Below are 22,865 nucleotides of genomic sequence, written 5' to 3' on the forward strand. Positions count from 1 at the left end.
CCACGGAAGTCGTAATGCCCAAGCATAAAAATAAAGCGGTACAACCTGACCCTGATTCGTCTCAATCTTCACTTTCTCGTTACCTGTTCCCTGTCTCCATCGGCGTGCTGCTGGCGGCCGTGGCGGGGATCGGCTGGTTTCTGTTCAGCCCTGCGCCCGTTACCGCGCCGCTCACGGTGCCCCCGATCAGTGCGCCGGCGCCCGCGCCTGCCGCGCCCAAGCCGCAAGCGGTCGCGCTGAAACCGGCGAGCATGGTCGACGAGCAGCAATGCCAAGGCTGCCACACCGAGCAAGTCAAAGACTGGCAAGGCTCGCACCACCAATTGGCGATGCAACCGGCGAACGCCGAGACCATGCTCGGTGACTTCAATAACGTCACGTTCAAGGCTGAAAAAGAGACCACGAAGTTCACCCGCAAGGGCGACGAGTTCTGGGTCAATACGCCGGGCATCGACGGCAAGAACGCCGATTTCAAAGTGGCCTACACCTTCGGCATCGCGCCGCTGCAGCAGTACCTGATCGAGGTTGGCGAAGGCCGTTTGCAGGCGCTTGGCGTGGCTTGGGATACCCAGAAAAACCGCTGGTTTCATCTCTATCCCGGCCAAGGCGTGAACTTCAAGAATCCGCTGCACTGGAGCAAGCCGAGCCAGAACGCCAACTTCATGTGCGTCGAGTGCCACACCACCGGTTTCAAGCGCAACTTCGATGCGGCCAGCAATACCTTCAACAGTCAGTGGAACAGCCTCGGCGTCGGTTGTCAGGCCTGCCATGGCCCGGCCTCCAATCACCTGGAATGGACGCAGAAAAAGGGCGACCTGATCCATCAAGGTTTCGACGTCGACCTCAAGGACAAGAACGCCACGGTCGAGATCGAAACCTGCGCCCGTTGCCATGCGCGTCGTGCGCCGCTGGGCGATGGCTATACCGTCGGCAAACGCCTGATGGACGATTACCTGCCGAGCACCCTCACCCGCGAGCTGTATGCGCTGGACGGCAAGATCAAGGACGAGGTGTTCGAACACGGCTCGTTCCTGCAAAGCAAAATGTTCGACAAAGGTGTGCGTTGCAGCAATTGCCACAACCCGCACAGCAACGAACTGAAAGCGCCGGGCAACGCGGTGTGCCTGCAATGCCACAACACCGCCGGCAAAACCTCCGTTGAAGGGGTCGACGGCAAAGGCCTGCAAGCGAAGAATTACGACTCCATCGAACACACGCGCCACACCATGGGTCAGCCGGGTTCGCAGTGCGTGGATTGCCACATGCCTGGCAAGTTCTACATGGGCAACGACTTCCGTCATGACCACAGCTTCAGCATTCCCAACCCGGAACGCGCGCAGAAGCTCGGCACGCCGGACGCGTGTCTGACCTGCCATCAAGGCAAGGCTGGCGATAAAGTCACCGCGCAGTTCAAGCTGTGGAGCGCTTCCACCGCGCCGCAAGCACCGCGTTATGACGAAAGCCTGTGGCTGATCCGCAATGGCCAGCCCGGCGCCGCGGATGCGCTGTTTACGCAACTGCAACGCAGCAACCTGCCGGCAATCCAGCGCGCCACCCTGCTGGCGGAATTGCCGCTGTATCCAAGCGAACAGGCGTTGAAACTGGCCACGCAGGATCTGAAAAATCCTGAGCCGCAAGTGCGTGAAAGCGCAGCGCGGGCAATCAGTGCGTTTCTGCCTCCGCCTGAACGTGCACCGTTGTTGTCGCCACTGCTGGGCGATCCTGTGAAAGCCGTGCGCATTGTGGTCGCGCGCGATTTGCTCAGCGTCGCTCGCAGCAGCGGTCTAGGTGTGGCGCAAGCCAACTGGGACGCCGCGATTGGCGAGTACGAGGCGGTGCAGAAGAGTCTGCTGGAACGCGCCGAAGCGAACCTCAATCTGGCCATGCTCTATCAGGCCAGTGGGCGCAGTTCGGAAGTTGAAGCGTTGCTGCGAGATGCGCTTAAACGTGATCCGGACTTCTACCCGGCGCTGGTGACACTGGTGCAATGGCTGGAGGCCAGCGGCCGCAGTCAGGAAGCGCAGACACTGCTCGACGACAGCATCAAGGAACACCCGGACGCCGCGCTGTTGCAGCACACTCGGGGCTTGTCATTGATCCGCGCCGGCAAGACGACTGAAGCGATGGTTGCGCTGCACAAAGCTGCGCAACTGGAACCGCAGAACGCCCAGTACGGCTATGTACTGGCGGTGGCGTTGCACGAGGGCGGCAATGTCGATGAAGCGTGCGCGATTCTTGAAGGCCTGCTCAAAGTGCAACCGGCGAACCGTAATGCGCGGCTGTCGTTGATCCAGTACTACCTCGACAGCGGCCAGGAGCCTAAGGCGCAGGTGTTGTTGCAGGGGTGGAAGAAGATGAATATGGGGGATCCGGCGCTTAAATGATTGGCTGGAAAATGTCGTCCCCTCACCCTAGCCCTCTCCCGAAGGAGAGGGGACTGACCGAGTTGTCGGGCGAGGTTCATCGACCTAAAATACCGCGTCGATTATGGATTCAAAGACAATCCTGCAAGTCGGCGCACTTCCTCAATATCCCCCAATCAGTCCCCTCTCCCTCCGGGAGAGGGTTAGGGTGAGGGGCTTTTGATGGTTAAACCACAATCACCAGGAAGACGTCTCCCCACTCCTCAACGCCATCTCCCGCCGGCTACTCGCCCGCATCGCCTTGATCAGCGACACCGTGCCCACTAACAAAATCGCCGCACCAAACACAAAGTCGATGTTGTACAACTGAAAGTCCTGCACCGGCCCGACCAGCACCACCCGCACCACGGCAATCCCTACCAGCGTGGCAAGAAAGTCGATCCCCGGTTCGTCGCGATAAAACACCAGCATCAGCGGCAGGCATAACACCAGCAACATCAACAACACCACGACTTTGAACGAGTCCTTACGCTCAACGCTAAAGGCACATTCGTGCGCCCCGTAAGGCTTGTAATCCTCGTCGCGGATCAGCGAGTTTTTTTCGTTGATGTAGTCGACGCGGTTGTACTTCTGGATTGGCGTGAAAGTGTTGGACATTTCCATCAGCGTGGTGATGTTCCTGAAACGCAGGTCGATGCGCTCGCTGCCCTTGAGGTAATAGAGCACCGGTTTGTAGCCGTAGCGATAGGTGTCGAACGGGAACGCGGCGACCTGGCCCTGAACGCCGATCGGACGAGGTTCCAGTTCGGCGTAAGCGCTTTTGTTGGAGGATGCGAGGTTGCGACTGAGCGGCTGAACCTTGACTTGTTCAAGGAAGATCGGCGTCGCGCCGAAGGTCCACTGCAGCGGTTCCAGGCGCAGGCGCAGTTCATTGCGACCGAGGTCGTAGCGATTGAACGTGCGCTCGGACACCACCAATGAGCCGCCGACCATGAACTCGCCGCGCAGGTTATTAGTGACGCGCAAGGTCAGTTGATCCTTGCCCAGCAACGCCGCTTGCGTAGACGGTGGCGTGCCGCACCACGCGGTGCTTTCGCCGACACCGCCGAGCTGGCCGTTGCGGTTTTCCTTGAACACATAGAAGTAACTGGCCCACAGCGTCAGCATCAACAGCACCGCTGTGAGACCCAAAATCTTTTTGCCCACACTCACAAACCCGACTCCCTTCATCGATTCCATCGTCCAGCCGAATCCCGCTGGCGGGCGGGACTTTAACAAAATGCCATCATCGACCCAAGGGAAAATCCCCGATGGCGGAGGCTTGTAAGGGTTTCCCCCACATCCAATGGCCGCAATCCTTCTGCGGCCACACTGGCCCATTGTGGCGAGGGGATTTATCCCCGATGGGTTGCGAAGCAGCCCCAAAACCTGCCGACCCGGTACATCAGACACACCGCATGCAACGGGCTTGCGACTGCTGCGCAGCCGAGCGGGGATAAATCCCCTCGCCACAACGGAGTTCTCCTGACAGTGTCGGTGCAGCGGGAAACAGGCTCGTCGAAGGTACAAAAAACCATATCAGACCGCGTCAGATAGCCGCAGGCAAAGCCAAAATCTGATCCGCACAAATCAACAATTCCTGAGCCTGTTTTGTTTTCCACGGTGTTCCTACAGTGCAGCCCATGCCAGACCGGGTGGCCTGGCAAGACTTTGCAACCGTGGATGAACTGACCATGAGCACAGCAATAATCGGACAGGCTTATAACTACAAAGTCGTCCGCCAATTCGTCATTGCGACCATTTTCTGGGGTGTCGTGGGGATGGCGATGGGGGTATGGATCGCCTCTCAATTAGTATGGCCGGACATGAATCTGGACTTGCCGTGGACCACCTTCGGCCGCTTGCGACCGTTGCACACCAGCCTGGTGATTTTCGGCTTCGCCGGCAGCGCGCAATTCGCCGCCAGTTACTACGCAGTACAGCGCACCTGCCAGGTGAGGCTGTACTCGGACACCCTCGCAGCGTTCACTTTCTGGGGCTGGCAATCGGTGATCGTGATCATGCTGATCACCCTGCCGCTGGGCTACACCACCACCAAGGAATACGCCGAAATAGAATTTTCCGGCGCGGTGTGGATGGCCGTGGTCTGGGTCGCCTACGCCGTGGTGTTCTTCACCACCGTGGTGCAGCGCAAGACCAAACACATCTACGTCGGCAACTGGTTCTTCGGCGCGTTCATATTGGTGATTGCGATGCTGCACGTGGTCAATCACCTGTCGATTCCGGTCGACTGGTTCAAGTCGTATCCGGTGTATTCCGGGGCCACCGACGCGATGGTGCAGTGGTGGTACGGGCACAACGCGGTGGGTTTTTTCCTCACCACCGGTTTCCTCGGGATGATGTATTACTTCGTGCCGAAACAGGTCAATCGGCCAGTGTATTCGTATCGGTTGTCGATCGTGCACTTCTGGGCGTTGATCACCTTGTACATCTGGGCCGGCCCGCACCACTTGCACTACACCGCGCTGCCGGACTGGGCGCAGTCATTGGGCATGGCCATGTCGCTGATCCTGCTCGCGCCGAGCTGGGGCGGGATGATCAACGGCATGATGACGCTCTCCGGCGCCTGGCATAAATTGCGCACCGACCCGATTCTGCGCTTTCTCGTGCTGTCGCTGGCGTTCTATGGCATGTCGACGTTTGAAGGGCCGATGATGGCGATCAAAACCGTCAACGCCCTCTCCCACTACACCGACTGGACCATCGGCCACGTTCACGCCGGGGCGTTGGGCTGGGTGGCGATGATCACTTTCGGCGCGACCTACCACATGGTGCCGAAAGTCTTCGGCCGCGAACAGATGTACAGCACGCCGTTGATCAACCTGCACTTCTGGCTGGCGACGATTGGCACGGTGTTGTACATCGCCTCGATGTGGGTCAACGGCATTACCCAGGGACTGATGTGGCGGGCGATCAACGAGGACGGCACGCTGACGTACTCGTTTGTCGAAGCGCTGCAGGCCAGTCACCCTGGGTTCATCGTGCGTTTTGCCGGCGGGGTGTTTTTTCTTAGCGGGATGTTGCTGATGGCTTACAACGTCTGGCGTACGGTGCGTGTGGCTGATGTGGCACTGGCTCAGCGTGAAGCGCAGATTGCCTGAGGCTGGGAGGCCGTCATGATCGAGGTGTTTTTTGATGGGCTGGGCGTGGTGTTTTTGTGGCTGGCGGTGGAGTACTGCTTGCGGCGGGAGACGGCGGAGAGTCTGGATGAGGCGAGTATGGTGCCGTTTGCTGATGATCCGGAGGTGGCGCGGCGGGTTGAGTTGGCTACCGGGAAAAGCGTGAAAGTGGTGGCGCCGGAAGCGCTAAAACCGGGTTGGATCAACCTCGATATGTAAATCCCGGCCCCTGTAGGAGCTGCCGAAGGCTGCGATCTTTTGACTTTGGATTTTTAGAAGCAAGATCAACAGATCGCAGCCTTCGGCAGCTCCTACAAAAGCGCGTGCGATCAGCCGCGTTCGCGGGGGATAAGGCTCTGCAATTGCAACGCCAAAAAATTCGCATCGAACACAAACGTGTCCGGATCTTTCAAACCATTGGTCTTGCGCCACTGCCATTCGCCGCCCGGCAGCCCCACCAACGAAATACTGCCGTAACGCGCCGCCGTCAGCCCCATCACTGCCAGCGAAATCTGCCCGGCGCTGCCCATCACATCCGGCACAAACTCCACCGGTTTGCCGGCAATCACGATGCTCAGCTTCTCGGTCTTGAACGTCGAGGTCTCAACCGGGGTACTCGGGCCGAACGCGACGTACGCCTCACGGCTGACTTCCAGCAGATTCGGCGCCTGCACCGGCTCCAGCCATCGCTGAATATCGCCGAACAGCCCTTCGATGCGGCTCGCCCAGACCTGCGACTGCGTTTCGAACAGTTGCTTTTTGTGCGCTTCGCTTTCGGCGTAATGACGAAGCATCTCGCCCAGTTGCTGTACGTCGCTCATTGCTGTGTGCCTCGGAAAGGATCCTGCGATGTTCGATAGTGGCAGATCGAAGCCCCGGTGTACGGTAAATCGCCTGCGGTTTTGCAACACACCGTGACACTTGCGTGAAAGATCAGCGGTACAGTCAATTGCTGCTGGCATCAGGCCTTGAAGAAAAGGACACTCGGGGAAAACACAGATCATTGATCGAGGAATTTCAATGCGCACCATCGGCCTGATCGGCGGTATGAGCTGGGAGTCCAGCGCCGAATATTATCGACTCATCAACCAACAGGTTCGCGACCGGCTCGGGCCACTGCGTTCGGCGCAAATACTGATGTACAGCGTCGACTTCGGCCCGGTCGAACAAGCCCAGCACGCCGGGCGCTGGGACGATGCGGCGGCGATTCTGGTGGACGCTGCACGCAGGCTCGAAGCGGGCGGCGCGCAATGCGTGGTGCTGTGTACCAACACCATGCACAAGGTCGCCGAGCAGATTCAGGCAGCGATCACCATTCCGTTTTTGCACATCGCCGAACCGGCAGCCCAGGCTGCGATCGCAATCGACGCACGCACCGTTGGCCTGCTCGGCACAGCGTTCACCATGGAACAGGATTTCCTCAAGCAGCGCCTGATCGCTCAGGGTTTGAAGGTTCTGGTGCCGGACGAAGCCGAACGCAAGGACGTGCACCGGATCATCTACGACGAACTGTGTGTCGGCGTGATCAGCGAAGCCTCGCGGCAGACCTACCAAAAAGTCATTGAATCCCTGACCGCACGCGGCGCTCAGGCAATCATCCTCGGCTGCACCGAAATCGGCATGTTGATCAAACCCGAACACAGCGCCCTGCCCCTGCTCGACACCACCGAACTGCATGCACAGTCGGCGGTGGCGTTCGCACTGGGCGACTGAGTCAGATTTTAGTGCTGCGTCGCAGACGGGCCATGCTCAGGGTGTCGACCCATTGCCCGTCACGCACCGCGTAATCGCGGAACAGCCCTTCATCCTCGAACCCGAACTTGCGGTAGAGGCTGATCGCCGCTTCGTTATCGGCATACACCGAAAGCTCGACGCGGTGCAGGTTCATCCAGTTGTCGGCGACGTCCAGCGCCGCCGTCAACAGTTTCGACCCAACACCTTTGCCCTGCCACGCTACTGCGACGGCCATGCCAAAACTGCCGGCATGCGCCCGGCGAATCCGCGAAAACGCTTCAAGCCCGAGATTGCCGATCACCACGCCTTCATGCAGCGCCACCAGCTTCACCGCCCGATCGTTTTCCGCCTGCAACCGCTGCCGCCAGACTTCGGTGGATTGAAACGGCATCTGCAACACCTGCCGCGCCACGGCCGGGTCGTTGTAGAGCGCAGTGATGCCCTCAATGTGGGCTTCGCTGAAGCGTTCGATATGGATGTCGTCAGGCATGGCAGATCCGTCCGTGATCTCTATGTGGCCGTCCACTCTAAACCAGCATCTGTCTGTTTAGCGAGATTCAAAATGTGGGAGCGGGCTTGCTCGCGAAGGCGTCGGCACATTCAAAACCTGTAGCGCCTGATCCACCGCTTTCGCGAGCAAGCCCGCTCCCACAGGGGATGTGTGTCAGGTCAGGGCGACTTCTTCTTCGGCGACGGCCGCTGTTGCGGTTGTGGTCGAGGCTTGCGCGGTCTGGCTGAAATCACGCAGATAGACGATGAACTCCTGCAACAGGCGATCCCACAATTCGAGGTTGCCGCGCAGGTGATCGTTGCTGACCCCGGCGCCGACCACCACGTCCATTTCCATCACCAGAAATTCGCCCTGCAACGACAACCGCGCAAAACGCCGAGTGGCGTTCCAGCGTTCCGCGACGCCGGCGGGCAGCTCACCTTGCACGCGCAATGCGCAACTGAAGGTGAAATCGACGTAGCTGCCCTGCTCCGCCGCCGGATTGCCGAAACGCACGGCGTAGCCAATGCCCTGGCTGGCGCTGAGTAGCTGGACGATGCCGTTCTGTTCGGTCTGGTTGACGCGATAACCGGCGGCTTGCAGCACGTCGGTCAAGGATTGCGGGGACACCTGGGTGATCAATTGAGTCATTGGATCTTCCTTGTTCTTCAGATTGAGACGCCATGCTTGGGCTGATTCGGTCATGGCGTTTTCAAGCGTAGACCGTTCTGCCGGGTTGGCATGGAGAATCAAAATCAAAAGATCGCAGCCTTCGGCAGCTCCTACAGGGGAATACCGCCCAATGTAGGAGCTGCCGAAGGCTGCGATCTTTTGCTTCAGGAATAGACCGGCCAGGTGTCGATAATTTTGCCGCCGCGCACCGCCAGCAGGTCGCCAAATTGCAGCAGCACGGCTTCAGTCTGGGTCGGGCGCAGGAAGACTTGATCTTCGATATTCAGGCCGACAGCGCTGGAGCCGTTGACCATTTCCTGATTCGAGCTGCGCCCGTATACCGTGTTGCTCTGCAAACCCTGCGGCGATTCGAATTCGGCCATCCAGTTGCCGCCGTAGATGAAAAAGGTCTCGCGCTGATTCGCGTCCCACCAAGAAAACAGCCGCGACTTGTCGTCCAGCGCCGGGATGTTCACCGCGCCGGTGCTTTTCAACACCGGCGTGGCGATATAGGTCGCAGGTACATGCTCGGTCAGCGACGGCAAATCGTAATGCGTCGGCTTGAGCATCGCCGTGCCCACCGACACTTCCGTGCTCAGCTTCTCATGTTCATGCATGCGATAACTCGGGCTGCCGGCGGTGTTCAGGCACAGTCCGTCGTGCCACAAACCGGGAAACTGCTGTCGAGTGAAATCAACGCAGCGCTGATAAATCACCATGACCTTGGCGAACAATTCCTCGGGCGAACCGAGTATCCCCGGCACGCCCATGCCCACGAACGGGTCGTAGCCCATAAACCCGGCAAACTGCAGATGCTGCGGGTTGGCGCTGATCAGCTTGAGCATCTGCCCCAGCACATTCACATCACTGACCCCGCCACGATGCAGGCCAACATCCAGCTCGATGTTGATGCGCATCCGCGTGCCCAAGCCCTGTGCGAGTTGCAGGTATTGCTGCAATCGTTCAGGGCCGTCGAGCAGCCATTGCAACTGCTTCGACGGATCAAACGGGCCTTTGTGGGTTTGGTAAAACAACTCGGCTGAACGTACCGGCAATGGCTTGCCGAGCAAAATATCCGACTGCGGAAAGGTCACCGCATCGTGATTGAGAAACGGCTGATGAAACGACATCAAACGCTGTGTCCCCGCGCGTTGCGCGATGTAACTCAGCAGCCCCGGCGACGGCAGTGATTTCTCGACCAGGCGCAACTGCTTGCCGCCGCGCTTCACCGACTGCATGACCACGTCGATGTTGTGATCGAGTCGATCCAGATCGATCAGCAGCACCGGCCGCATCGGGCCTTTATCTTTCAACTCGCGATTGAGCGCACGAAAATAATCGCTGTACGGCCCGCCACGATCGCCCGGCCGCAACCACGCGCCAACGCCGACCAACAAGGCGCCGACGCCCAATGTACCGAGCAGGAAGTTACGTCGATTAACCGCCATCAGCTCACCCCCAAAATAGATGACAGATGCGCGTTCAAGAATCGTCCACTCGGATCCAGCGCCTGGCGCACGTCGACAAACTCGCGCCAGCGCGGGTACAGCGGTTGCAGGTTTTTCGCGTTGAGCGTGTGCAATTTGCCCCAGTGCGGGCGGCCGTTGTACTTCCAGAAAATCGGCTCGACCGCCGCAAAAAAGTTGTGATGATCCATCTGGTAATGCTGGTGCACCGAGATCGAACAGCTGTCGCGGCCCTCGAACATGCTCAGCGGAATGTCGTCGGCTTTGATGTAGCGGTACTCGATGGGAAACCAGGTGCGCAGATCCTTGTCCTGAATCAGCTTGAGAATCTCGCGCAGACAGGCCGGGCCGTGTTCGGCGGGCACCGAATATTCCATCTCGTTGAAGCGCACGGTGCGCACGTTGGCGTAGATGTCGAACGAGTCGCCGATGCGATCATCGAAACTCGCCAGATGGCGCAGGCTATTGAGCATGGTGCGGCGCAGGTCGGGGAAGTCGCTGCCATATTTGTCGATCTTTTCGATCAGAGTGACGAACTCGTTGCCGCCCTCTTCTTCCGGCGGGATGGGCGGCGTGGCCGGCTCGTCGGTTTCGTTGAGGGCGATGGACAAGGCGTAGTCAGAGTGGGTGACGACGAGCATTTCCCAGTGCTGGTTTTCGCTGGTGTTCTTGTCGATGTCTTCCAGCAGCTCTTCAGTCTTGGCGATCCATTGGCGTTCGCGCAGACGATAAGCCGGACGGTTTTGCAGACGAATTTTGGTCGCCACGCCGAGGGCGCCGAGGGAGACCCGCGCAGCATTGAATACCTCAGAATTGTGCTGACTGTCGCAGTCGAGCACCTCGCCGCTGGCCGTCACCAACTGCATGCCGCAGACGTGGGCCGAGTAGGACTGGAAGTTTTTGCCGGTGCCGTGGGTCGAGGTGGAGATCGCGCCGGCGAGGGTCTGGTAGTCGATGTCGGCCATGTTTTGCAGGGCCTGGCCGATGTCTTTTAACGGTACGCCCATGCGCGACATCGGCGTACCGGCGGCGAATTCGGCTTGCAGGGTTTTCGCGTCGTGATCAAGCAGGCCATTGAAGTAGCTCAGCGACAACAGCGTACCGTCAGTGGGCACCAGAGCGCTGAAGGAATGCGCCGAACCGACCGGGCGGATCTTGCCTTGGGCCTGTTTGATCACACTTGTCAGTTCGTCGAGATTCTTCGGCGCAAGGCGCGCCGCCGGCAGGCAACTCTGCCCGCCCGACCAGTTGCGCCACGGAATCAGCCGTGGCGCGCGCATCAATTGGCCCAGAGCCGGATTGCTCGCCAACGCGCTGAACGCGCCGATGATGCTTGCCCGTTGCAATAACTGGCGCCGTGTCAGATCCATCGTCATGCCGGGCACCTTATTGTGGGAGCGACTGGTCGGCCATAAAGCCGATCAATTGCAGAAATTGTTCTTCGCTGCACTCGACGCACTGCCCCATCGGCGGCATACCGTTGTAGCCGTTGATGGCGTGGTCGAGCAGCGTGTCTGCGCCTTGCTGGATGCGCGGTTCCCAGGCTTTGCGGTCGCCGGTGAGTGGCGCGTTGGCGGCGGGATTGGCGTGGCAGAGCTGGCAACTGTTGGCGTAGATCTGCGCCAGTGCCGGGTCTTTGGGCATGGCGTTGCTGGCGGTGGTGGCCGGAGGTTTGGGGTCTTCGCCGCAGCCAGACAGCGCCACGGATAAAGTCAGCAGTAATGTGATGGGAATTGCCCGCATGACGATCCTCAAGGGTGGCATCGCTTATTGTTGTGATCACACCTTAAGGCAGGCGCGCCAGCGGGTTGAGGGCATTGCGGGACAGTGAGGGGGGCAAACGGGGCCAGTAGAAAACTCTCAAAACACCACAAATCCATCGTGAGAGGGGGCTTGCTCCCGAAAGCGGTCGATCATTCAACAATGATGTCGCCTGACACCACGCCTTCGCGAGCAAGCCCGCTCCCACACTGGATCGCATAGGTCTGATAGATCAAAAGATCGCAGCCTTCGGCAGCTCCTACAGGGGGGCTGTGTGGTCACCCCTTCTGTTCTGGGGGTTTGGGTGACATTCGGGTGACATTTGCGGGTTTAAAATTCAGGGCATTCAGGCGTATAACCGTTACAGACTTTCAAATTGGTACGCGGGGTAGCGACATGAGCACAGCAAACATCCTTGGCAATCTGTTCCCTTCTGTCAGCGACATCCCGGAAAAATATCGCCTCGACGGCCAGATTGAGCAACGCGAATATCTGGTCGACGGCCAGTTGCGCCGCTGGGACGGCCCGCTCGCCACGGTGCGCAGCCCGGTGTATCTGCACGGTGACAATGGCGACGAACAAGTCATCCTCGGCAGCACGCCGTTGCTCGATGCCGAAACCGCCCTCACCGCCCTCGACGCCGCCGTGCGTGCCTACGATCGTGGCCAGGGCCTGTGGCCGACCATGCGCGTGGCCGAACGCATTCAGCATGTCGAAGCCTTCCTCGGGCGCATGCGCCAACAGCGCGACGCCGTGGTGAAACTGCTGATGTGGGAAATCGGCAAGAACCTCAAGGATTCGGAAAAAGAGTTCGACCGTACTTGCGATTACATCGTCGACACCATCAACGCGCTCAAGGAACTCGACCGCCGCTCCAGCCGTTTCGAGCTGGAACAGGACACCCTCGGCCAGATCCGCCGCGTACCACTCGGCGTCGCGCTGTGCATGGGCCCTTACAACTATCCGCTGAACGAGACTTTCACCACGCTGATCCCGGCGCTGATCATGGGCAACACCGTGGTGTTCAAACCGGCCAAGCTCGGCGTCCTGCTGATCCGCCCTCTGCTTGAAGCCTTCCGCGACAGCTTCCCGACCGGCGTGATCAACGTGATCTACGGCAGTGGCCGCGAAACTGTCAGCGCGCTGATGGCCAGCGGCAAGATCGATATTTTCGCCTTCATCGGCACCAACAAAGCCGCCAGCGACCTGAAAAAACTCCACCCAAAACCACACCGCTTGCGCGCCGCCCTGGGTCTGGACGCGAAGAACCCGGGCATCGTCTTGCCGGAGGTCGATCTGGACAATGCCGTCAGCGAAGCCGTCACCGGTTCGCTGTCGTTCAACGGCCAGCGCTGCACCGCACTGAAAATCCTCTTCGTCCATGAAGACGTGGTCGACAGCTTTATCGAAAAATTCAACGCCAAACTGGCCACGCTGAAACCGGGCATGCCGTGGGACAGCGGTGTGTCGCTGACGCCGTTGCCGGAGGCAGGCAAGGTCGATTATCTGCACGCTCTGGTGGCCGACGCGCAGAGCAAAGGCGCGCAAGTGGTCAACCCCAATGGCGGCGAATCCCGCGAGTCGTTCTTTTACCCGGCGGTGCTGTACCCGGTGAACCCGCAGATGCGCGTTTATCAGGAAGAGCAGTTCGGCCCGGTGGTGCCGATCGTGCCGTACCGTCACCTCGATACGGTGATCGATTACGTGCTGGAGTCGGATTTCGGCCAGCAGTTGAGCATCTTCGGCACCAACCCGGTGGCGGTCGGCCGACTGGTCGACACCTTTGCCAATCAGGTCGGGCGGATCAACCTCAACGCGCAATGCCAGCGTGGCCCGGACACTTATCCGTTCAACGGGCGCAAAAACTCCGCTGAAGGGACGTTGTCGGTGCACGACGCCTTGCGGGTGTTTTCGATCCGCACGCTGGTGGCGACCAAGTTCCAGGACAGCAACAAGGATCTGATCAGCGAAATCATTCGTGGGCGCGATTCGAGCTTCCTGACCACGGACTACATCTTCTAAGCGGATTGGGAAGTCATCAGCTTCTCGTCTAAATCCACAAAGCCCCCGGCATTTCAGTGTCTACACTGATTCCAGCGCTGCGCTGGATGCCGGGAGCTGGACATGCTTGATTACGTCGCGTTGGGTCTGTTGGTGTTTGTCGGTCTCGTGCTGTTCTACGGGATCATCGTGCTGCATGACATTCCGTACGAAATTGCCGTTCACCGTAATCACCCGCATCAGGATGCGATCCATGCCACGGGCTGGGTCAGCCTGTTCACCCTGCATGCGCTGTGGCCGTTTCTGTGGATCTGGGCGATGGCGTATCGCGAGGATCGCGGTTGGGGTTTCGGCGACGGCAAACCGGTGCAGAACCATGTGCTGCGGCTGGAACAGCAAGTCATAGAGCTGCAAGGTCGCATTGAGCGACTTGAGGCGCAGTCACCGCGCTCTGATAAAGAGGGGAACTGAGCATGGACCTGCTGCTCATCCTCACGTACGCCGCATTCTGTGTCGCGCTGTTCAAGATCTTCCGCATCCCGCTGAATAAATGGACGGTGCCCACCGCCGTTCTGGGCGGAATCCTGATCATCGGTGCGCTGATTTTCACCATGAACTACAACCACCCCTACTCCGAGGTGGCGCGTTCCTACTTCGTCTCTGTGCCAGTGATTCCCATCGTCAGCGGCCAGGTGATCGAAGTACCGGTGCACGGCAACGAGCCGCTGGAAAAAGGCGATGTGCTGTTTCGCATCGATCCGACGCCGTTTGAAAACCGGGTCAAATCGCTGAAGGCGCAACTGGTCGCGGCCAAGGGCGATCGTTATCGCATCACCGAATTGATCCGCCGTAACTTCGGCACTCAGCGCGAACTGGATGCCGCCATCTCACGCACCGATGACCTGCAGGCGCAACTCGACAACGCCCAGTTCGAGCTGGACAACACCACCGTTCGCGCGCCGAGCAAAGGTTTCGTCACCCACGTTTCGTTGCGTCCGGGGATGATGGCGAGCAAGTTGCCGCTGCGCCCGTCCATGGTATTTATCCCCGAAGAAGGCCAGTATTTTGCTGCGTGGATGCGTCAGAACAGCCTGCTGCGTCTGACCGTCGGCGACGAGGCAGAAGTCGCCTTCGACGGCATTCCCGGCAAGGTCTTCGAAGGTCGGGTGAAAAGCGTCATCGGCGTGATTGCCGAAGGACAGATTCAACCGTCCGGCACGTTGATCGGCTACACCGGTTCACCGCCGGCCGGGCGAGTGCCGGTGATCATTGAGATCACCGATCCGGACTACGCCCAGTACGCCAAACAGATGCCCGGCGGCGCTTACGGTCAGGCGGCGCTGTACAGTCAGCACTTTCATCACATCGGCGCGATGCGCAAAATTCTCCTGCGCATGGCGGCCTGGATGAATTACATTTTCCCTTTCCATTGATCTGAAAAACACTGACGAGAGGTTCGCACTGAGTACTCACAGCACCCATCGACTGCCACCGCTATTGCGCCGAATCCTGCGACCGTTGCTCGATCCGTACCGGCGCTACCGCCACGCCCGACTGATCCACGCCGTGCGGGTGGCCCTCGGTTTGCTGGCGACGATTCTGCTGACCACCGGCATCAATCTGCCCCACGGCGAGTGGGCTTCGGTGACCATGCTGGTGGTAATTGGCGGCTTGCAGCACCACGGCAACATCGGCAAAAAAGCCGCCGAACGCGCCACCGGCACGTTGATCGGCGCCGCCGTAGGCTTGGTTCTCGTGGCGCAACAGGCGTGGCTCGGCATGCCGTGGCTGACGTACTTTGCGATGGCGGTGGTCTGCGGATTCTTCTCCTATCACGCCATCGGCAAGGGGGGTTACACCGCTCTGCTCTCGGCGATCACTGTGTTTATCGTCGCCGGGCATGGTGACAACCCGATCACCGACGGCTTGTGGCGGGGCGTCGATATTCTGATCGGTATCGCCCTCGCCCTGGCCTTTTCCTTCGCGCTGCCGCTGTACGCCGTGTACTCGTGGCGCTACAACCTCGCCGATGCGCTGCGCGATTGCGCCACTGTGTATGGACGGATCATCAGCGGCCAACCGGTCAGCGCCGATGAGCATCTGAAACTGATGGGCCGTTTGGGCACGGTGATGGTGCAACTGCGCTCGCTGATGCCGTCGGTGTCCAAGGAAGTGAAGATTTCCATGACCGAACTGGATGCGATCCAGCGCAACCTGCGCATGTGCATCAGCACCCTGGAAATCCTCGGCAACACCCGCCCGGACGCTAACGACCCCGAGGCCATGGCGCATCTGCAATCAGCGCTGAAGGCTGAACACCGGCAGATTCGGGTGCAATTGATCGGCATGGCGCGGGCGTTGAAAACCGGCGCAAGCCAACGTCTCGATCGACCTGTGGAGTTGCCGGACGCCGGCCTGGACGCACCGGTTTACAGCGCGCTGGACGGTTATCGCTTATTGACCCGACAGCTCGCCGCGAATATCGGCGACATGCGTCAGCGGCTAGCGAAAACCGCGCCGCGCTGGAACATCTGACGCGCGGCGAATTTTCCCATGTAACAACGCAGACATGATCACTACAATGCGCCATCGCAAAGTACGTGAATGGATGCGCACATGCAGTTCAGGGAAAACATCAATGCTTTGAGGGCACTCGCCGTTTTGTCGGTGGTGCTCTTTCACTTCAACGTCCTCGGTTTCGATGGCGGCTTTGCCGGGGTCGACGTGTTTTTCGTGATCTCCGGTTTCCTCATGACCGGGATCATCTTCAGCGGTCTGCAACAACAAAAGTTTTCCCTGCTCGGCTTCTACGCCTCAAGGGCCCGGCGGATCATTCCGGCGCTGGCGACACTGTGCGTGGCGCTGTTGATTTTCGGTTACGTGTATTTGCCGCTAGATGACTTCCGCGAATCTATCCGCACGATCAAAAGCAGCCTCCTGTTCAGCTCGAATTTCCTGTTCGCCAAGGACGGCAATTACTTCGACGCACCGCTGCACGAGAACTGGCTGCTGCACACGTGGTCGCTCTCAGTCGAATGGCAGTTCTACATGCTCTACCCCGTGCTGGTGATGGGGCTGTACAAATTCTTCGGTTCGCAAAAGACCCGCTATGCGCTGCTCGCACTGGCCGTGGTTTCGCTCGCCGCATCCGTGGTTGTGACAGAAAAAAATCCAACCTTTGCCTTCTATATGCTGCCCACCCGCGCGTGGGAAATGATTGCCGGCGGACTGGTCTTTCTGTTTCCGCTGCGGCTCAGCCAGCGTAATGGCTTGCTCAGCGAAGCGCTTGGCTTGATCGCGATTTTGATCAGCGTTCTGGGCTTTTCCGAAAACGATCTCTGGCCAGGTTATCTGGCGCTGCTGCCGGTGCTGGGGACGATGCTGGTGATTTACGGCAACACGCATTCGCTGTTCAGCCGCAACAAGGCGCTGCAATTTACCGGAAGCATTTCCTACTCCGTTTACCTCTGGCACTGGCCGCTGGTGGTGCTGCTGTATCTGTGCGGTTTGCTCAGCAGTTGGCCGCATGTGCTGGGCGGCATTGTTCTGTCGTTCGTGCTCGGTGCGCTGTCCTTCCGATACGTGGAATCGAAAACCCGCAAGATCACCACGCCGCCGCGCACGCTGTTCAAGTTCGCCGCGCTGACGGTGGCGGTCATTGTCGTGGCGTCGGTGACCTCGTCGCTAGTGAAGAAGTATCCCGCTGCGCGGTTTGCATTCGTCGACCTCGGACAACCGCAATACGCCAGCAAACTCTACCCAAAAGCGTGCTACGCCAACGCCTACGACGCGGCGGACTGCAAACTGGGCACCGGGGATGTTTCGGTGATTCTGTTCGGCGACAGCCATGCCGAATCGACCGCCGCTGCGGTGCAGATAAACAATCCGCACGCCGCGCTATCGTGGTCACGCGGTGGCTGTCCTCAACTGCAGAACTTCGAAATGCACGACAAGGATCTGCAAGCCAAGTGCCAAGCCTTCAACCATGAAAAGCTGCAGATCTTGAAGGATTCATACAAGGGCGTTCCGGTGGTGCTGTTCAGTCGGGCCGCGCTGTACTCCGATCCCGGCCGGGGCAACAGCTATCGCATTCACTTCCCTGACAGCCCCAAAGGTGAATCGGCCTTCATCGACGAATACGTGGCCGAGTACAGCAAAACTGTGTGTGAGATCGCGCAAAACCATCCGGTGTATATCGTCCGGCCGATCCCGGAAATGCCCTTCAGCGTATATAAAGGACTGAACCTCAATCAGCGGATTTTCCAGCAGACCGCCGATATCTCAGTACCTTTGGTCGACTATCAAAAACGCAACAGGATCGCCAATTTCACCATCGAAGCCGCTGCCAAACAGTGCAACGCGACGGTGATCGACCCAACGCCATCGCTATGCCCCGACGGCAATTGCATGGGTTCGCTGAATGGCGAGCCGCTGTACTTTGATGACAATCATCTGGTCGATGCCGGCAATCAGCTGTTGAAAGGCGCGTTCAAAGATTTGATCAAAGCCATCTAAGGGCGTGCAGCGACACCGGCTCTGGGCTTGAAACCCCAGCCCTGCTGCATGCCCGCTGCCGCCAGCAGAATCGCCGCCACGCCCAGCCATTGCAGCGGTTGCAGTCGATGACCGAAGGCGAACCAATCGACGAAAATCGCCGCAATCGGATAGATGAACGACAGCGCACCGGTCAGTGCGGTCGGCAGTTTCTGGATCGCGCCGTAGAGCAACACGTACATCAGGCCGGTGTGGACGATGCCCAGCGTGATCAGGCTGGCCCACGCACTCGGCGCTTGCGGCAGCGCGGAGAAATGCGCGAATGGTGCGAGCAACAGTACGCCGGTGCAGACCTGGATCAGCGCGATCAAGTGCGGCGGTGTGCCGGTCAAACGCTTGATGATCAGCGCGGCTATCGCATAGAGAAACGCCGCGCCCAGCGCCAGGGCAATACCCATCAGGTAATCGTTTCCGCTCTCGCCCTGCGTACCGTGGGCGCTGACAATCGCCAGCATCCCCATAAATGAAATCGCCAGCCAGAACAGCTTCTGCAGGGTGATTTTTTCACCGAGAAACAGCGCCGCCAAACCCACCAGCATGAACGGCTGCACGTTGTACACCGCCGTGCCGATGGCAATTGAGGCTTTCGAATACGAGGCGAACAACAGCAGCCAGTTGCCAACAATCGCCACACCGCTGAGCACCGCCAGCAAGAATGTGGTGCGAGTGAGGATGCCCGGGCGCAGAAAGCCGAACGCAGCGCAAATCAGCAACAAGGTGCCAGCGCCGAACACGCAGCGCCAGAACACCACGTCCAGCACCGGTTGCCCGGAGACCAACACGAACCAGCCGATGGTTCCTGATATCAGCATGGCGGCGGTCATTTCAAATGAGCCGCGGCGGGTTGTTGTGTCCATCGTTTATCTCCTGTCTTTGTGACAAAAGTATGCCAAGCGGACAGCGGCTCTCTCCAGAGCAAAAGACAGGCTAAACTGCGAATCTGCCTTTTTTATCGCAGGTGATTTTCTGAAATCGCCTAATCCGGGAGGAGCTACATGACTGACGATATCGACCAGATTCTGATTAGCGCATTGATGGAAGACTCGCGCCGCTCGCTCAAGGCATTGGCGCAGTTCAGCGGATTGTCGTCACCCAGCGTGGCCGAGCGCTTGAAGCGTCTGGAAGAACGCGGCGTACTCAAGGGCTACACCGTCGAGATCGATCCGAAATGCTTCGGCTATCAACTGCAAGCCATCGTCCGCGTGCGGCCGTTGCCGGGGCAGTTGCAGGAAGTCGAGCGGCAAATCATGTCGATCCCCGAATTCACCGAATGCGACAAGGTGACGGGCGAAGACTGCTTTATCGCCCGCCTGCACGTGCGCTCGATGGAACAACTGGACACCCTCCTCGACCGCCTCAATACGCTGGCGGAAACCAACACCGCGATCGTCAAGAAGACCCCGGTCAAGCGCCGTCTGCCACCGATGGCGTGAGTGCTTTTCCAACAGGTTCGGCGTAGATTGAGTTTTTTCCGGCGAAGGATTGGCGGTAATGAAAACTCAGGTCATGTTGATTGCAGCGGTGATGCTCAGTGGTTGCGGGACGGTGCAAACGGTCGTGCGCAGCGATCAAGCCGCGGCCAAGAGCCTCACGGACGAAAAAACCTACTGCGGTGCGGTGCCCCGAATCTACAGCGGCGTGACCTACGACTTCTGCCTGATGCACGCGGAAGTGAAGGACGGTGTCGACACCTTCGACTACAACAATGCCAACCCCGGCGTGCTGATCGATGCAGCGGCGTCCGGCGTCCTCGATACGCTGTTGCTGCCTTACACCATCTATAAACAGCACACAGACGGCAGCATCATTATCAATTGATACCGTAAGCTTTCCTGCAGACAACAAAAAACCCGCCGAGGCGGGTTTTTCGTTTTCTATCGACAGCGATCAGTCGTCGCGGCTCATGATGCCGAAGATCTGCAACAAGCTGATGAACAGGTTGTAGATCGATACATACAGGCTGATGGTCGCCATGATGTAGTTACGCTCGCCGCCATGGATGATGGCGCTGGTCTGGAACAGAATGCAGACCGACGAGAACAGCACGAAACCTGCGCTGATCGCCAGTTGCAGGCCGCTGATCTGGAAGAAGAAGCTAGCCAGCGTTGCGCCCAGCAGGACGAAGAAACCAGCGGTGATGAAGCCACCGAGGAAGCTCATGTCTTTACGGGTGATCAGCACGTAAGCCGACAGACCACCGAAGACCAGTGCAGTCATGGCAAATGCCGAGCTGACCACTTCAGCGCCGCCCTGCATGCCCAGGTAACGGTTGAGGATCGGGCCGAGCAGGAAACCCATGAAACCGGTCAAGGCAAACGCCGACACCAGGCCCCACGCGGAGTCGCGGAGTTTGTTAGTGAGGAAGAACAGCCCGTAGAAGCCGATCAGCACCACGAAAATGTTCGGGTAGCCAACGCGCATCTGCTGCGCAACGAAAGCCATCACGCCGCTGAATGCGAGGGTCAGAGCCAGTAGGCCGTAAGTGTTGCGCAGGACGCGGCTAACCTCTAGCTGCTCAGCCTGCACGCCGTTATTAACTGCGTAATCCTGTTCGCGCATGGCGACACTCCTGTTGGTTTGAAACGTTCAGTCGCAAAGATCATAACAGACGCTCTGTAACAAGCCATGCAGAGAGTTTGACAGTGTGTTTCATTCAGGTATTATGGCGCCCGCAACGCAACGGAGGTGTGGCCGAGTGGTTTAAGGCAACGGTCTTGAAAACCGTCGACTGTAACAGGTCCATGAGTTCGAATCCCATCGCCTCCGCCATATTTGGTACCGACAAAGCCCTGATTATTCAGGGCTTTGTCGTTTCTGGCGTCTGAGAATTGCGCGCATTGCCTCACCTGCCGCGTGATGGCCGCAGGTGAGGCATGCACCCGCACGGCACGGTAAAACCGTTGCGTTAAAACACGCTCCCCAAGACTTCCTGATTGATTGCCTCCAGCGAAAACAAACGCTGAACGCAGGCATTTACCTGAGGCCTATCGCCTGAGTAGAATGCGAGTAATTATCAATCATGTACTTTCCGGGATGCCGATGAGCAGCGACGACACACTAGGCACTGCAGATCTAGCGCTGCTCTATCGCACCCACCACTCGTGGTTACATGGCTGGTTGAGCCGACGCATTGGTTGTCGCGATAACGCCGCAGACCTGGCGCAAGACACCTTTGTGCGTCTGCTCAAATCCCGGCAATCAAGCCCCTTGCGCGAACCCCGTGCTTATCTGAGCAGCATTGCCCGCGGGCTGATGATTGATCAGTATCGTCGTCGCGAACTCGAACGTGCTTACCTGGAAAGCGTCGCGTTGCTGCCTCAACACGAGGTGCCCTCGGAAGAAAGCCGACTGCTCATTCTGGATTCGCTCGAGCGAATCGACCGCATGCTCGACATGCTCAAACCGCGAGTTCGCCAGGCGTTTTTATTTGCCCGGCTCGACGGTTTGACCTGTGCGCAAATAGCCGAAAAACTCGGCGTTTCCCGGGCGACGGTGGAGCGCGACCTGGCCACCGCCCTGCAACACTGCTATCGGTTGCGTTATGTCGAGGCATGAGTCGCAGGCGCTGGATCCGGCCGTTGTAGACCAGGCCATCCACTGGCAGGTGCGCCTTCGCTTCAACAAGGCAGATGAGCAAACGCAGCGCACTTTTGAGCTTTGGCTGCAGCAGCGTCCGGAGCATCGATTGGCGTGGCAGCGTGTGGAATCGCTTGGAGATGAGTTCGCGAGCATGCCGCCGCAATTGGCCCGACAAACCCTTGATGGTTCCCGCCATGGCCTGCGCCGACGGGAAAGCCTGAAGCTGTTAGGCCTTTTGGCCACGGTTGGCGCCGCCGCCTGGCTCGGCCGGGATTACACACCCGTACCGGCCATGCTTGCGCAGCAACGCAGCAGCACCGGCGAGCAGCGCCGCGTGCAACTCGATGACGGCAGCCTTGTCCAGCTCAATAGCGACAGCGCTGTCGACAGTGATTTCGACGCCCAGCGACGTCTGCTCATTCTGCGGCGTGGTGAGGTCATCGTGAATGTCGGCGCGGATGAACACGCGGCGCACGCGCGTCCCTTTTGGGTACAAACACGCGACGGAATCATACGCGCGCAAAGTCCCCGCTTCCTGGCGCGGGAACGTGACGACGGCACCTTGCTCGCGGTTCAGGGAGGCACCGTCACGGTATTTCCTGGCGCCAGTCAAACCCTGGCCGCCAGCAGTAGCCGCAGTGCCCAGACCGCCAATCAGCTGCTGTTTACATCAAGTGGCGCCCGTGAGTACAGGGACAATGGCCTGGATGTCTGGGGCTGGAATGACGGGGTGATCAGCGCACGCAATATGCGCCTTGGCGATTTTGTCGCGGAGTTGTCGCGCTACCGCCCCGGCGTATTGCGCTGCGCCAAAGAGGTTGCCGACCTTCGGGTTTCCGGCACTTTTCAGCTCGCCGACAACGATCAGGTACTGACATTGGTCGCACAGTCGCTGCATTTGCGCGTTGATTATCGGACGCGTTATTGGGTGACGTTGACCGCTGCCAGTTGAATAAACTTCTTTTGTCTTATTTAGCAAAAATAATGAGGTAGTTTCTCATTCTCGTTCGACTTGTAAGGAAGGCCGACTTACAGGCCAATCTGTCGATACCCTTCCTTGGAGCGA

22 protein-coding genes and 1 tRNA gene are annotated in these 22,865 nt (G+C 58.9%); 14 read left to right on the top strand and 9 right to left on the bottom strand.

The window, feature by feature from the left end; all coding sequences use genetic code 11:
- Window positions 1-14 precede the first annotated feature (14 nt).
- Window positions 15-2,384: a tetratricopeptide repeat protein gene (locus tag GVL50_RS05645; RefSeq protein ID WP_159812056.1), complete on the top strand. Its 2,370-nt coding sequence runs from the start codon at window positions 15-17 to the stop codon at window positions 2,382-2,384.
- A 216-nt stretch (window positions 2,385-2,600) separates the two neighbouring features.
- On the opposite strand, the gene GVL50_RS05650 is transcribed toward GVL50_RS05645, so the two are convergent.
- Window positions 2,601-3,575: a hypothetical protein gene (locus GVL50_RS05650; RefSeq protein ID WP_159812057.1), complete on the bottom strand. Its 975-nt coding sequence runs from the start codon at window positions 3,573-3,575 to the stop codon at window positions 2,601-2,603.
- A gap of 521 nt (window positions 3,576-4,096) precedes the next feature.
- On the opposite strand from GVL50_RS05650, the gene ccoN reads away from it, so the two are divergent.
- Both ccoN and GVL50_RS05660 read left to right on the top strand, forming a co-directional pair.
- Window positions 4,097-5,524, top strand: a complete 1,428-nt coding sequence (ccoN, locus tag GVL50_RS05655) for a cytochrome-c oxidase, cbb3-type subunit I (protein ID WP_053120937.1) — start codon at window positions 4,097-4,099, stop codon at window positions 5,522-5,524.
- Between the two features lie 15 nt (window positions 5,525-5,539).
- Complete coding sequence (locus GVL50_RS05660; protein ID WP_159812058.1) at window positions 5,540-5,761, top strand: cbb3-type cytochrome c oxidase subunit 3; 222 nt, start codon at window positions 5,540-5,542, stop codon at window positions 5,759-5,761.
- 110 nt (window positions 5,762-5,871) lie between these two features.
- On the opposite strand, the gene GVL50_RS05665 is transcribed toward GVL50_RS05660, so the two are convergent.
- Window positions 5,872-6,363: a hypothetical protein gene (locus GVL50_RS05665; RefSeq protein WP_053120651.1), complete on the bottom strand. Its 492-nt coding sequence runs from the start codon at window positions 6,361-6,363 to the stop codon at window positions 5,872-5,874.
- Between the two features lie 199 nt (window positions 6,364-6,562).
- Here GVL50_RS05665 and GVL50_RS05670 point away from each other — a divergent pair, with 199 nt between their 5' ends.
- Window positions 6,563-7,255: an aspartate/glutamate racemase family protein gene (locus tag GVL50_RS05670; RefSeq protein ID WP_159812059.1), complete on the top strand. Its 693-nt coding sequence runs from the start codon at window positions 6,563-6,565 to the stop codon at window positions 7,253-7,255.
- A 1-nt stretch (window position 7,256) separates the two neighbouring features.
- Here GVL50_RS05670 and GVL50_RS05675 read toward each other — a convergent pair whose 3' ends face one another.
- The 5 genes from GVL50_RS05675 to GVL50_RS05695 form a co-directional block, all read right to left on the bottom strand.
- Window positions 7,257-7,766, bottom strand: coding sequence for a GNAT family N-acetyltransferase (locus GVL50_RS05675; RefSeq protein ID WP_159812060.1), 510 nt, complete (start codon window positions 7,764-7,766; stop codon window positions 7,257-7,259).
- Window positions 7,767-7,940: 174 nt separating this feature from the next.
- Entirely contained in the window at window positions 7,941-8,417 is a 477-nt protein-coding gene (locus tag GVL50_RS05680; RefSeq protein ID WP_053120939.1) for a YbjN domain-containing protein, read from the bottom strand.
- Window positions 8,418-8,602: 185 nt separating this feature from the next.
- On the bottom strand, window positions 8,603-9,811 hold the full coding sequence (locus tag GVL50_RS05685) for a DSD1 family PLP-dependent enzyme (protein WP_178124158.1): 1,209 nt from the start codon (window positions 9,809-9,811) through the stop codon (window positions 8,603-8,605).
- Between the two features lie 74 nt (window positions 9,812-9,885).
- Window positions 9,886-11,214 (bottom strand): D-arabinono-1,4-lactone oxidase, encoded by a 1,329-nt coding sequence (locus tag GVL50_RS05690; RefSeq protein ID WP_178124159.1) that lies wholly within the window; start codon window positions 11,212-11,214, stop codon window positions 9,886-9,888.
- A 76-nt stretch (window positions 11,215-11,290) separates the two neighbouring features.
- The gene (locus tag GVL50_RS05695) at window positions 11,291-11,647 is read right to left on the bottom strand and encodes a cytochrome c5 family protein (RefSeq protein ID WP_159812063.1); all 357 of its coding nucleotides are present in this window, start codon (window positions 11,645-11,647) and stop codon (window positions 11,291-11,293) included.
- Window positions 11,648-12,061: 414 nt separating this feature from the next.
- Here GVL50_RS05695 and GVL50_RS05700 point away from each other — a divergent pair, with 414 nt between their 5' ends.
- The 5 genes from GVL50_RS05700 to GVL50_RS05720 all read left to right on the top strand — a co-directional run bounded on the left by GVL50_RS05700 (window position 12,062) and on the right by GVL50_RS05720 (window position 18,181).
- On the top strand, window positions 12,062-13,687 hold the full coding sequence (locus tag GVL50_RS05700) for an NADP-dependent glyceraldehyde-3-phosphate dehydrogenase (protein ID WP_159812064.1): 1,626 nt from the start codon (window positions 12,062-12,064) through the stop codon (window positions 13,685-13,687).
- 102 nt (window positions 13,688-13,789) lie between these two features.
- A complete protein-coding gene (locus GVL50_RS05705; protein ID WP_053120668.1) occupies window positions 13,790-14,137 on the top strand; it encodes a DUF3302 domain-containing protein in 348 nt (115 codons plus the stop codon).
- Window positions 14,138-14,139: 2 nt separating this feature from the next.
- Window positions 14,140-15,099 carry an HlyD family secretion protein gene (locus GVL50_RS05710; RefSeq protein ID WP_053120670.1) on the top strand — a complete coding sequence of 320 codons (960 nt, stop codon included), beginning with the start codon at window positions 14,140-14,142 and terminating at the stop codon, window positions 15,097-15,099.
- Between the two features lie 52 nt (window positions 15,100-15,151).
- Complete coding sequence (locus tag GVL50_RS05715; RefSeq protein ID WP_172680118.1) at window positions 15,152-16,201, top strand: FUSC family protein; 1,050 nt, start codon at window positions 15,152-15,154, stop codon at window positions 16,199-16,201.
- 81 nt (window positions 16,202-16,282) lie between these two features.
- Window positions 16,283-18,181, top strand: a complete 1,899-nt coding sequence (locus tag GVL50_RS05720; RefSeq protein WP_159812065.1) for an acyltransferase family protein — start codon at window positions 16,283-16,285, stop codon at window positions 18,179-18,181.
- Here the strand turns inward: GVL50_RS05720 and GVL50_RS05725 are convergent.
- Window positions 18,178-19,077, bottom strand: coding sequence for a DMT family transporter (locus GVL50_RS05725; protein WP_159812066.1), 900 nt, complete (start codon window positions 19,075-19,077; stop codon window positions 18,178-18,180). The two genes, GVL50_RS05720 and GVL50_RS05725, sit on opposite strands and share 4 nt — an antisense overlap.
- 138 nt (window positions 19,078-19,215) lie before the next feature.
- On the opposite strand from GVL50_RS05725, the gene GVL50_RS05730 reads away from it, so the two are divergent.
- Together GVL50_RS05730 and GVL50_RS05735 are read left to right on the top strand one after the other, a co-directional pair.
- Window positions 19,216-19,653: an Lrp/AsnC family transcriptional regulator gene (locus GVL50_RS05730; protein ID WP_159812067.1), complete on the top strand. Its 438-nt coding sequence runs from the start codon at window positions 19,216-19,218 to the stop codon at window positions 19,651-19,653.
- A 58-nt stretch (window positions 19,654-19,711) separates the two neighbouring features.
- Complete coding sequence (locus GVL50_RS05735; protein WP_159812068.1) at window positions 19,712-20,038, top strand: YceK/YidQ family lipoprotein; 327 nt, start codon at window positions 19,712-19,714, stop codon at window positions 20,036-20,038.
- 69 nt (window positions 20,039-20,107) lie between these two features.
- On the opposite strand, the gene GVL50_RS05740 is transcribed toward GVL50_RS05735, so the two are convergent.
- Complete coding sequence (locus GVL50_RS05740) at window positions 20,108-20,779, bottom strand: Bax inhibitor-1/YccA family protein (protein WP_053120677.1); 672 nt, start codon at window positions 20,777-20,779, stop codon at window positions 20,108-20,110.
- A 122-nt stretch (window positions 20,780-20,901) separates the two neighbouring features.
- Between GVL50_RS05740 and GVL50_RS05745 the strand changes: the two genes are divergently transcribed.
- From GVL50_RS05745 to GVL50_RS05755, 3 genes are all read left to right on the top strand, one after another.
- Window positions 20,902-20,989 (top strand) — tRNA-Ser (locus GVL50_RS05745).
- A gap of 270 nt (window positions 20,990-21,259) precedes the next feature.
- On the top strand, window positions 21,260-21,775 hold the full coding sequence (locus GVL50_RS05750; RefSeq protein ID WP_053120679.1) for a sigma-70 family RNA polymerase sigma factor: 516 nt from the start codon (window positions 21,260-21,262) through the stop codon (window positions 21,773-21,775).
- Complete coding sequence (locus tag GVL50_RS05755) at window positions 21,762-22,751, top strand: FecR domain-containing protein (RefSeq protein WP_159812069.1); 990 nt, start codon at window positions 21,762-21,764, stop codon at window positions 22,749-22,751. The genes GVL50_RS05750 and GVL50_RS05755 overlap by 14 nt, the downstream gene beginning before the upstream one ends.
- Window positions 22,752-22,865 lie beyond the last annotated feature (114 nt).

The sequence above is a fragment of the Pseudomonas sp. 18058 genome, from assembly GCF_902706155.1.
Lineage (GTDB): Bacteria > Pseudomonadota > Gammaproteobacteria > Pseudomonadales > Pseudomonadaceae > Aquipseudomonas > Aquipseudomonas rustica.

What these genes read in the sequence shown, in the direction of transcription:
- GVL50_RS05710 (WP_053120670.1), top strand. Translation starts at nt 14,140, where the DNA reads ATGGACCTGCTGCTCATCCTCACGTACGCCGCATTCTGTGTCGCGCTG.
- GVL50_RS05645 (WP_159812056.1), top strand. Translation starts at nt 15, where the DNA reads ATGCCCAAGCATAAAAATAAAGCGGTACAACCTGACCCTGATTCGTCT.
- GVL50_RS05725 (WP_159812066.1), bottom strand. Translation starts at nt 19,077, where the DNA reads ATGGACACAACAACCCGCCGCGGCTCATTTGAAATGACCGCCGCCATG.
- GVL50_RS05660 (WP_159812058.1), top strand. Translation starts at nt 5,540, where the DNA reads ATGATCGAGGTGTTTTTTGATGGGCTGGGCGTGGTGTTTTTGTGGCTG.
- GVL50_RS05730 (WP_159812067.1), top strand. Translation starts at nt 19,216, where the DNA reads ATGACTGACGATATCGACCAGATTCTGATTAGCGCATTGATGGAAGAC.
- GVL50_RS05675 (WP_159812060.1), bottom strand. Translation starts at nt 7,766, where the DNA reads ATGCCTGACGACATCCATATCGAACGCTTCAGCGAAGCCCACATTGAG.
- GVL50_RS05755 (WP_159812069.1), top strand. Translation starts at nt 21,762, where the DNA reads ATGTCGAGGCATGAGTCGCAGGCGCTGGATCCGGCCGTTGTAGACCAG.
- GVL50_RS05665 (WP_053120651.1), bottom strand. Translation starts at nt 6,363, where the DNA reads ATGAGCGACGTACAGCAACTGGGCGAGATGCTTCGTCATTACGCCGAA.
- GVL50_RS05680 (WP_053120939.1), bottom strand. Translation starts at nt 8,417, where the DNA reads ATGACTCAATTGATCACCCAGGTGTCCCCGCAATCCTTGACCGACGTG.
- GVL50_RS05735 (WP_159812068.1), top strand. Translation starts at nt 19,712, where the DNA reads ATGAAAACTCAGGTCATGTTGATTGCAGCGGTGATGCTCAGTGGTTGC.
- GVL50_RS05720 (WP_159812065.1), top strand. Translation starts at nt 16,283, where the DNA reads ATGCAGTTCAGGGAAAACATCAATGCTTTGAGGGCACTCGCCGTTTTG.
- ccoN (WP_053120937.1), top strand. Translation starts at nt 4,097, where the DNA reads ATGAGCACAGCAATAATCGGACAGGCTTATAACTACAAAGTCGTCCGC.
- GVL50_RS05740 (WP_053120677.1), bottom strand. Translation starts at nt 20,779, where the DNA reads ATGCGCGAACAGGATTACGCAGTTAATAACGGCGTGCAGGCTGAGCAG.
- GVL50_RS05705 (WP_053120668.1), top strand. Translation starts at nt 13,790, where the DNA reads ATGCTTGATTACGTCGCGTTGGGTCTGTTGGTGTTTGTCGGTCTCGTG.
- GVL50_RS05750 (WP_053120679.1), top strand. Translation starts at nt 21,260, where the DNA reads ATGAGCAGCGACGACACACTAGGCACTGCAGATCTAGCGCTGCTCTAT.
- GVL50_RS05700 (WP_159812064.1), top strand. Translation starts at nt 12,062, where the DNA reads ATGAGCACAGCAAACATCCTTGGCAATCTGTTCCCTTCTGTCAGCGAC.
- GVL50_RS05695 (WP_159812063.1), bottom strand. Translation starts at nt 11,647, where the DNA reads ATGCGGGCAATTCCCATCACATTACTGCTGACTTTATCCGTGGCGCTG.
- GVL50_RS05670 (WP_159812059.1), top strand. Translation starts at nt 6,563, where the DNA reads ATGCGCACCATCGGCCTGATCGGCGGTATGAGCTGGGAGTCCAGCGCC.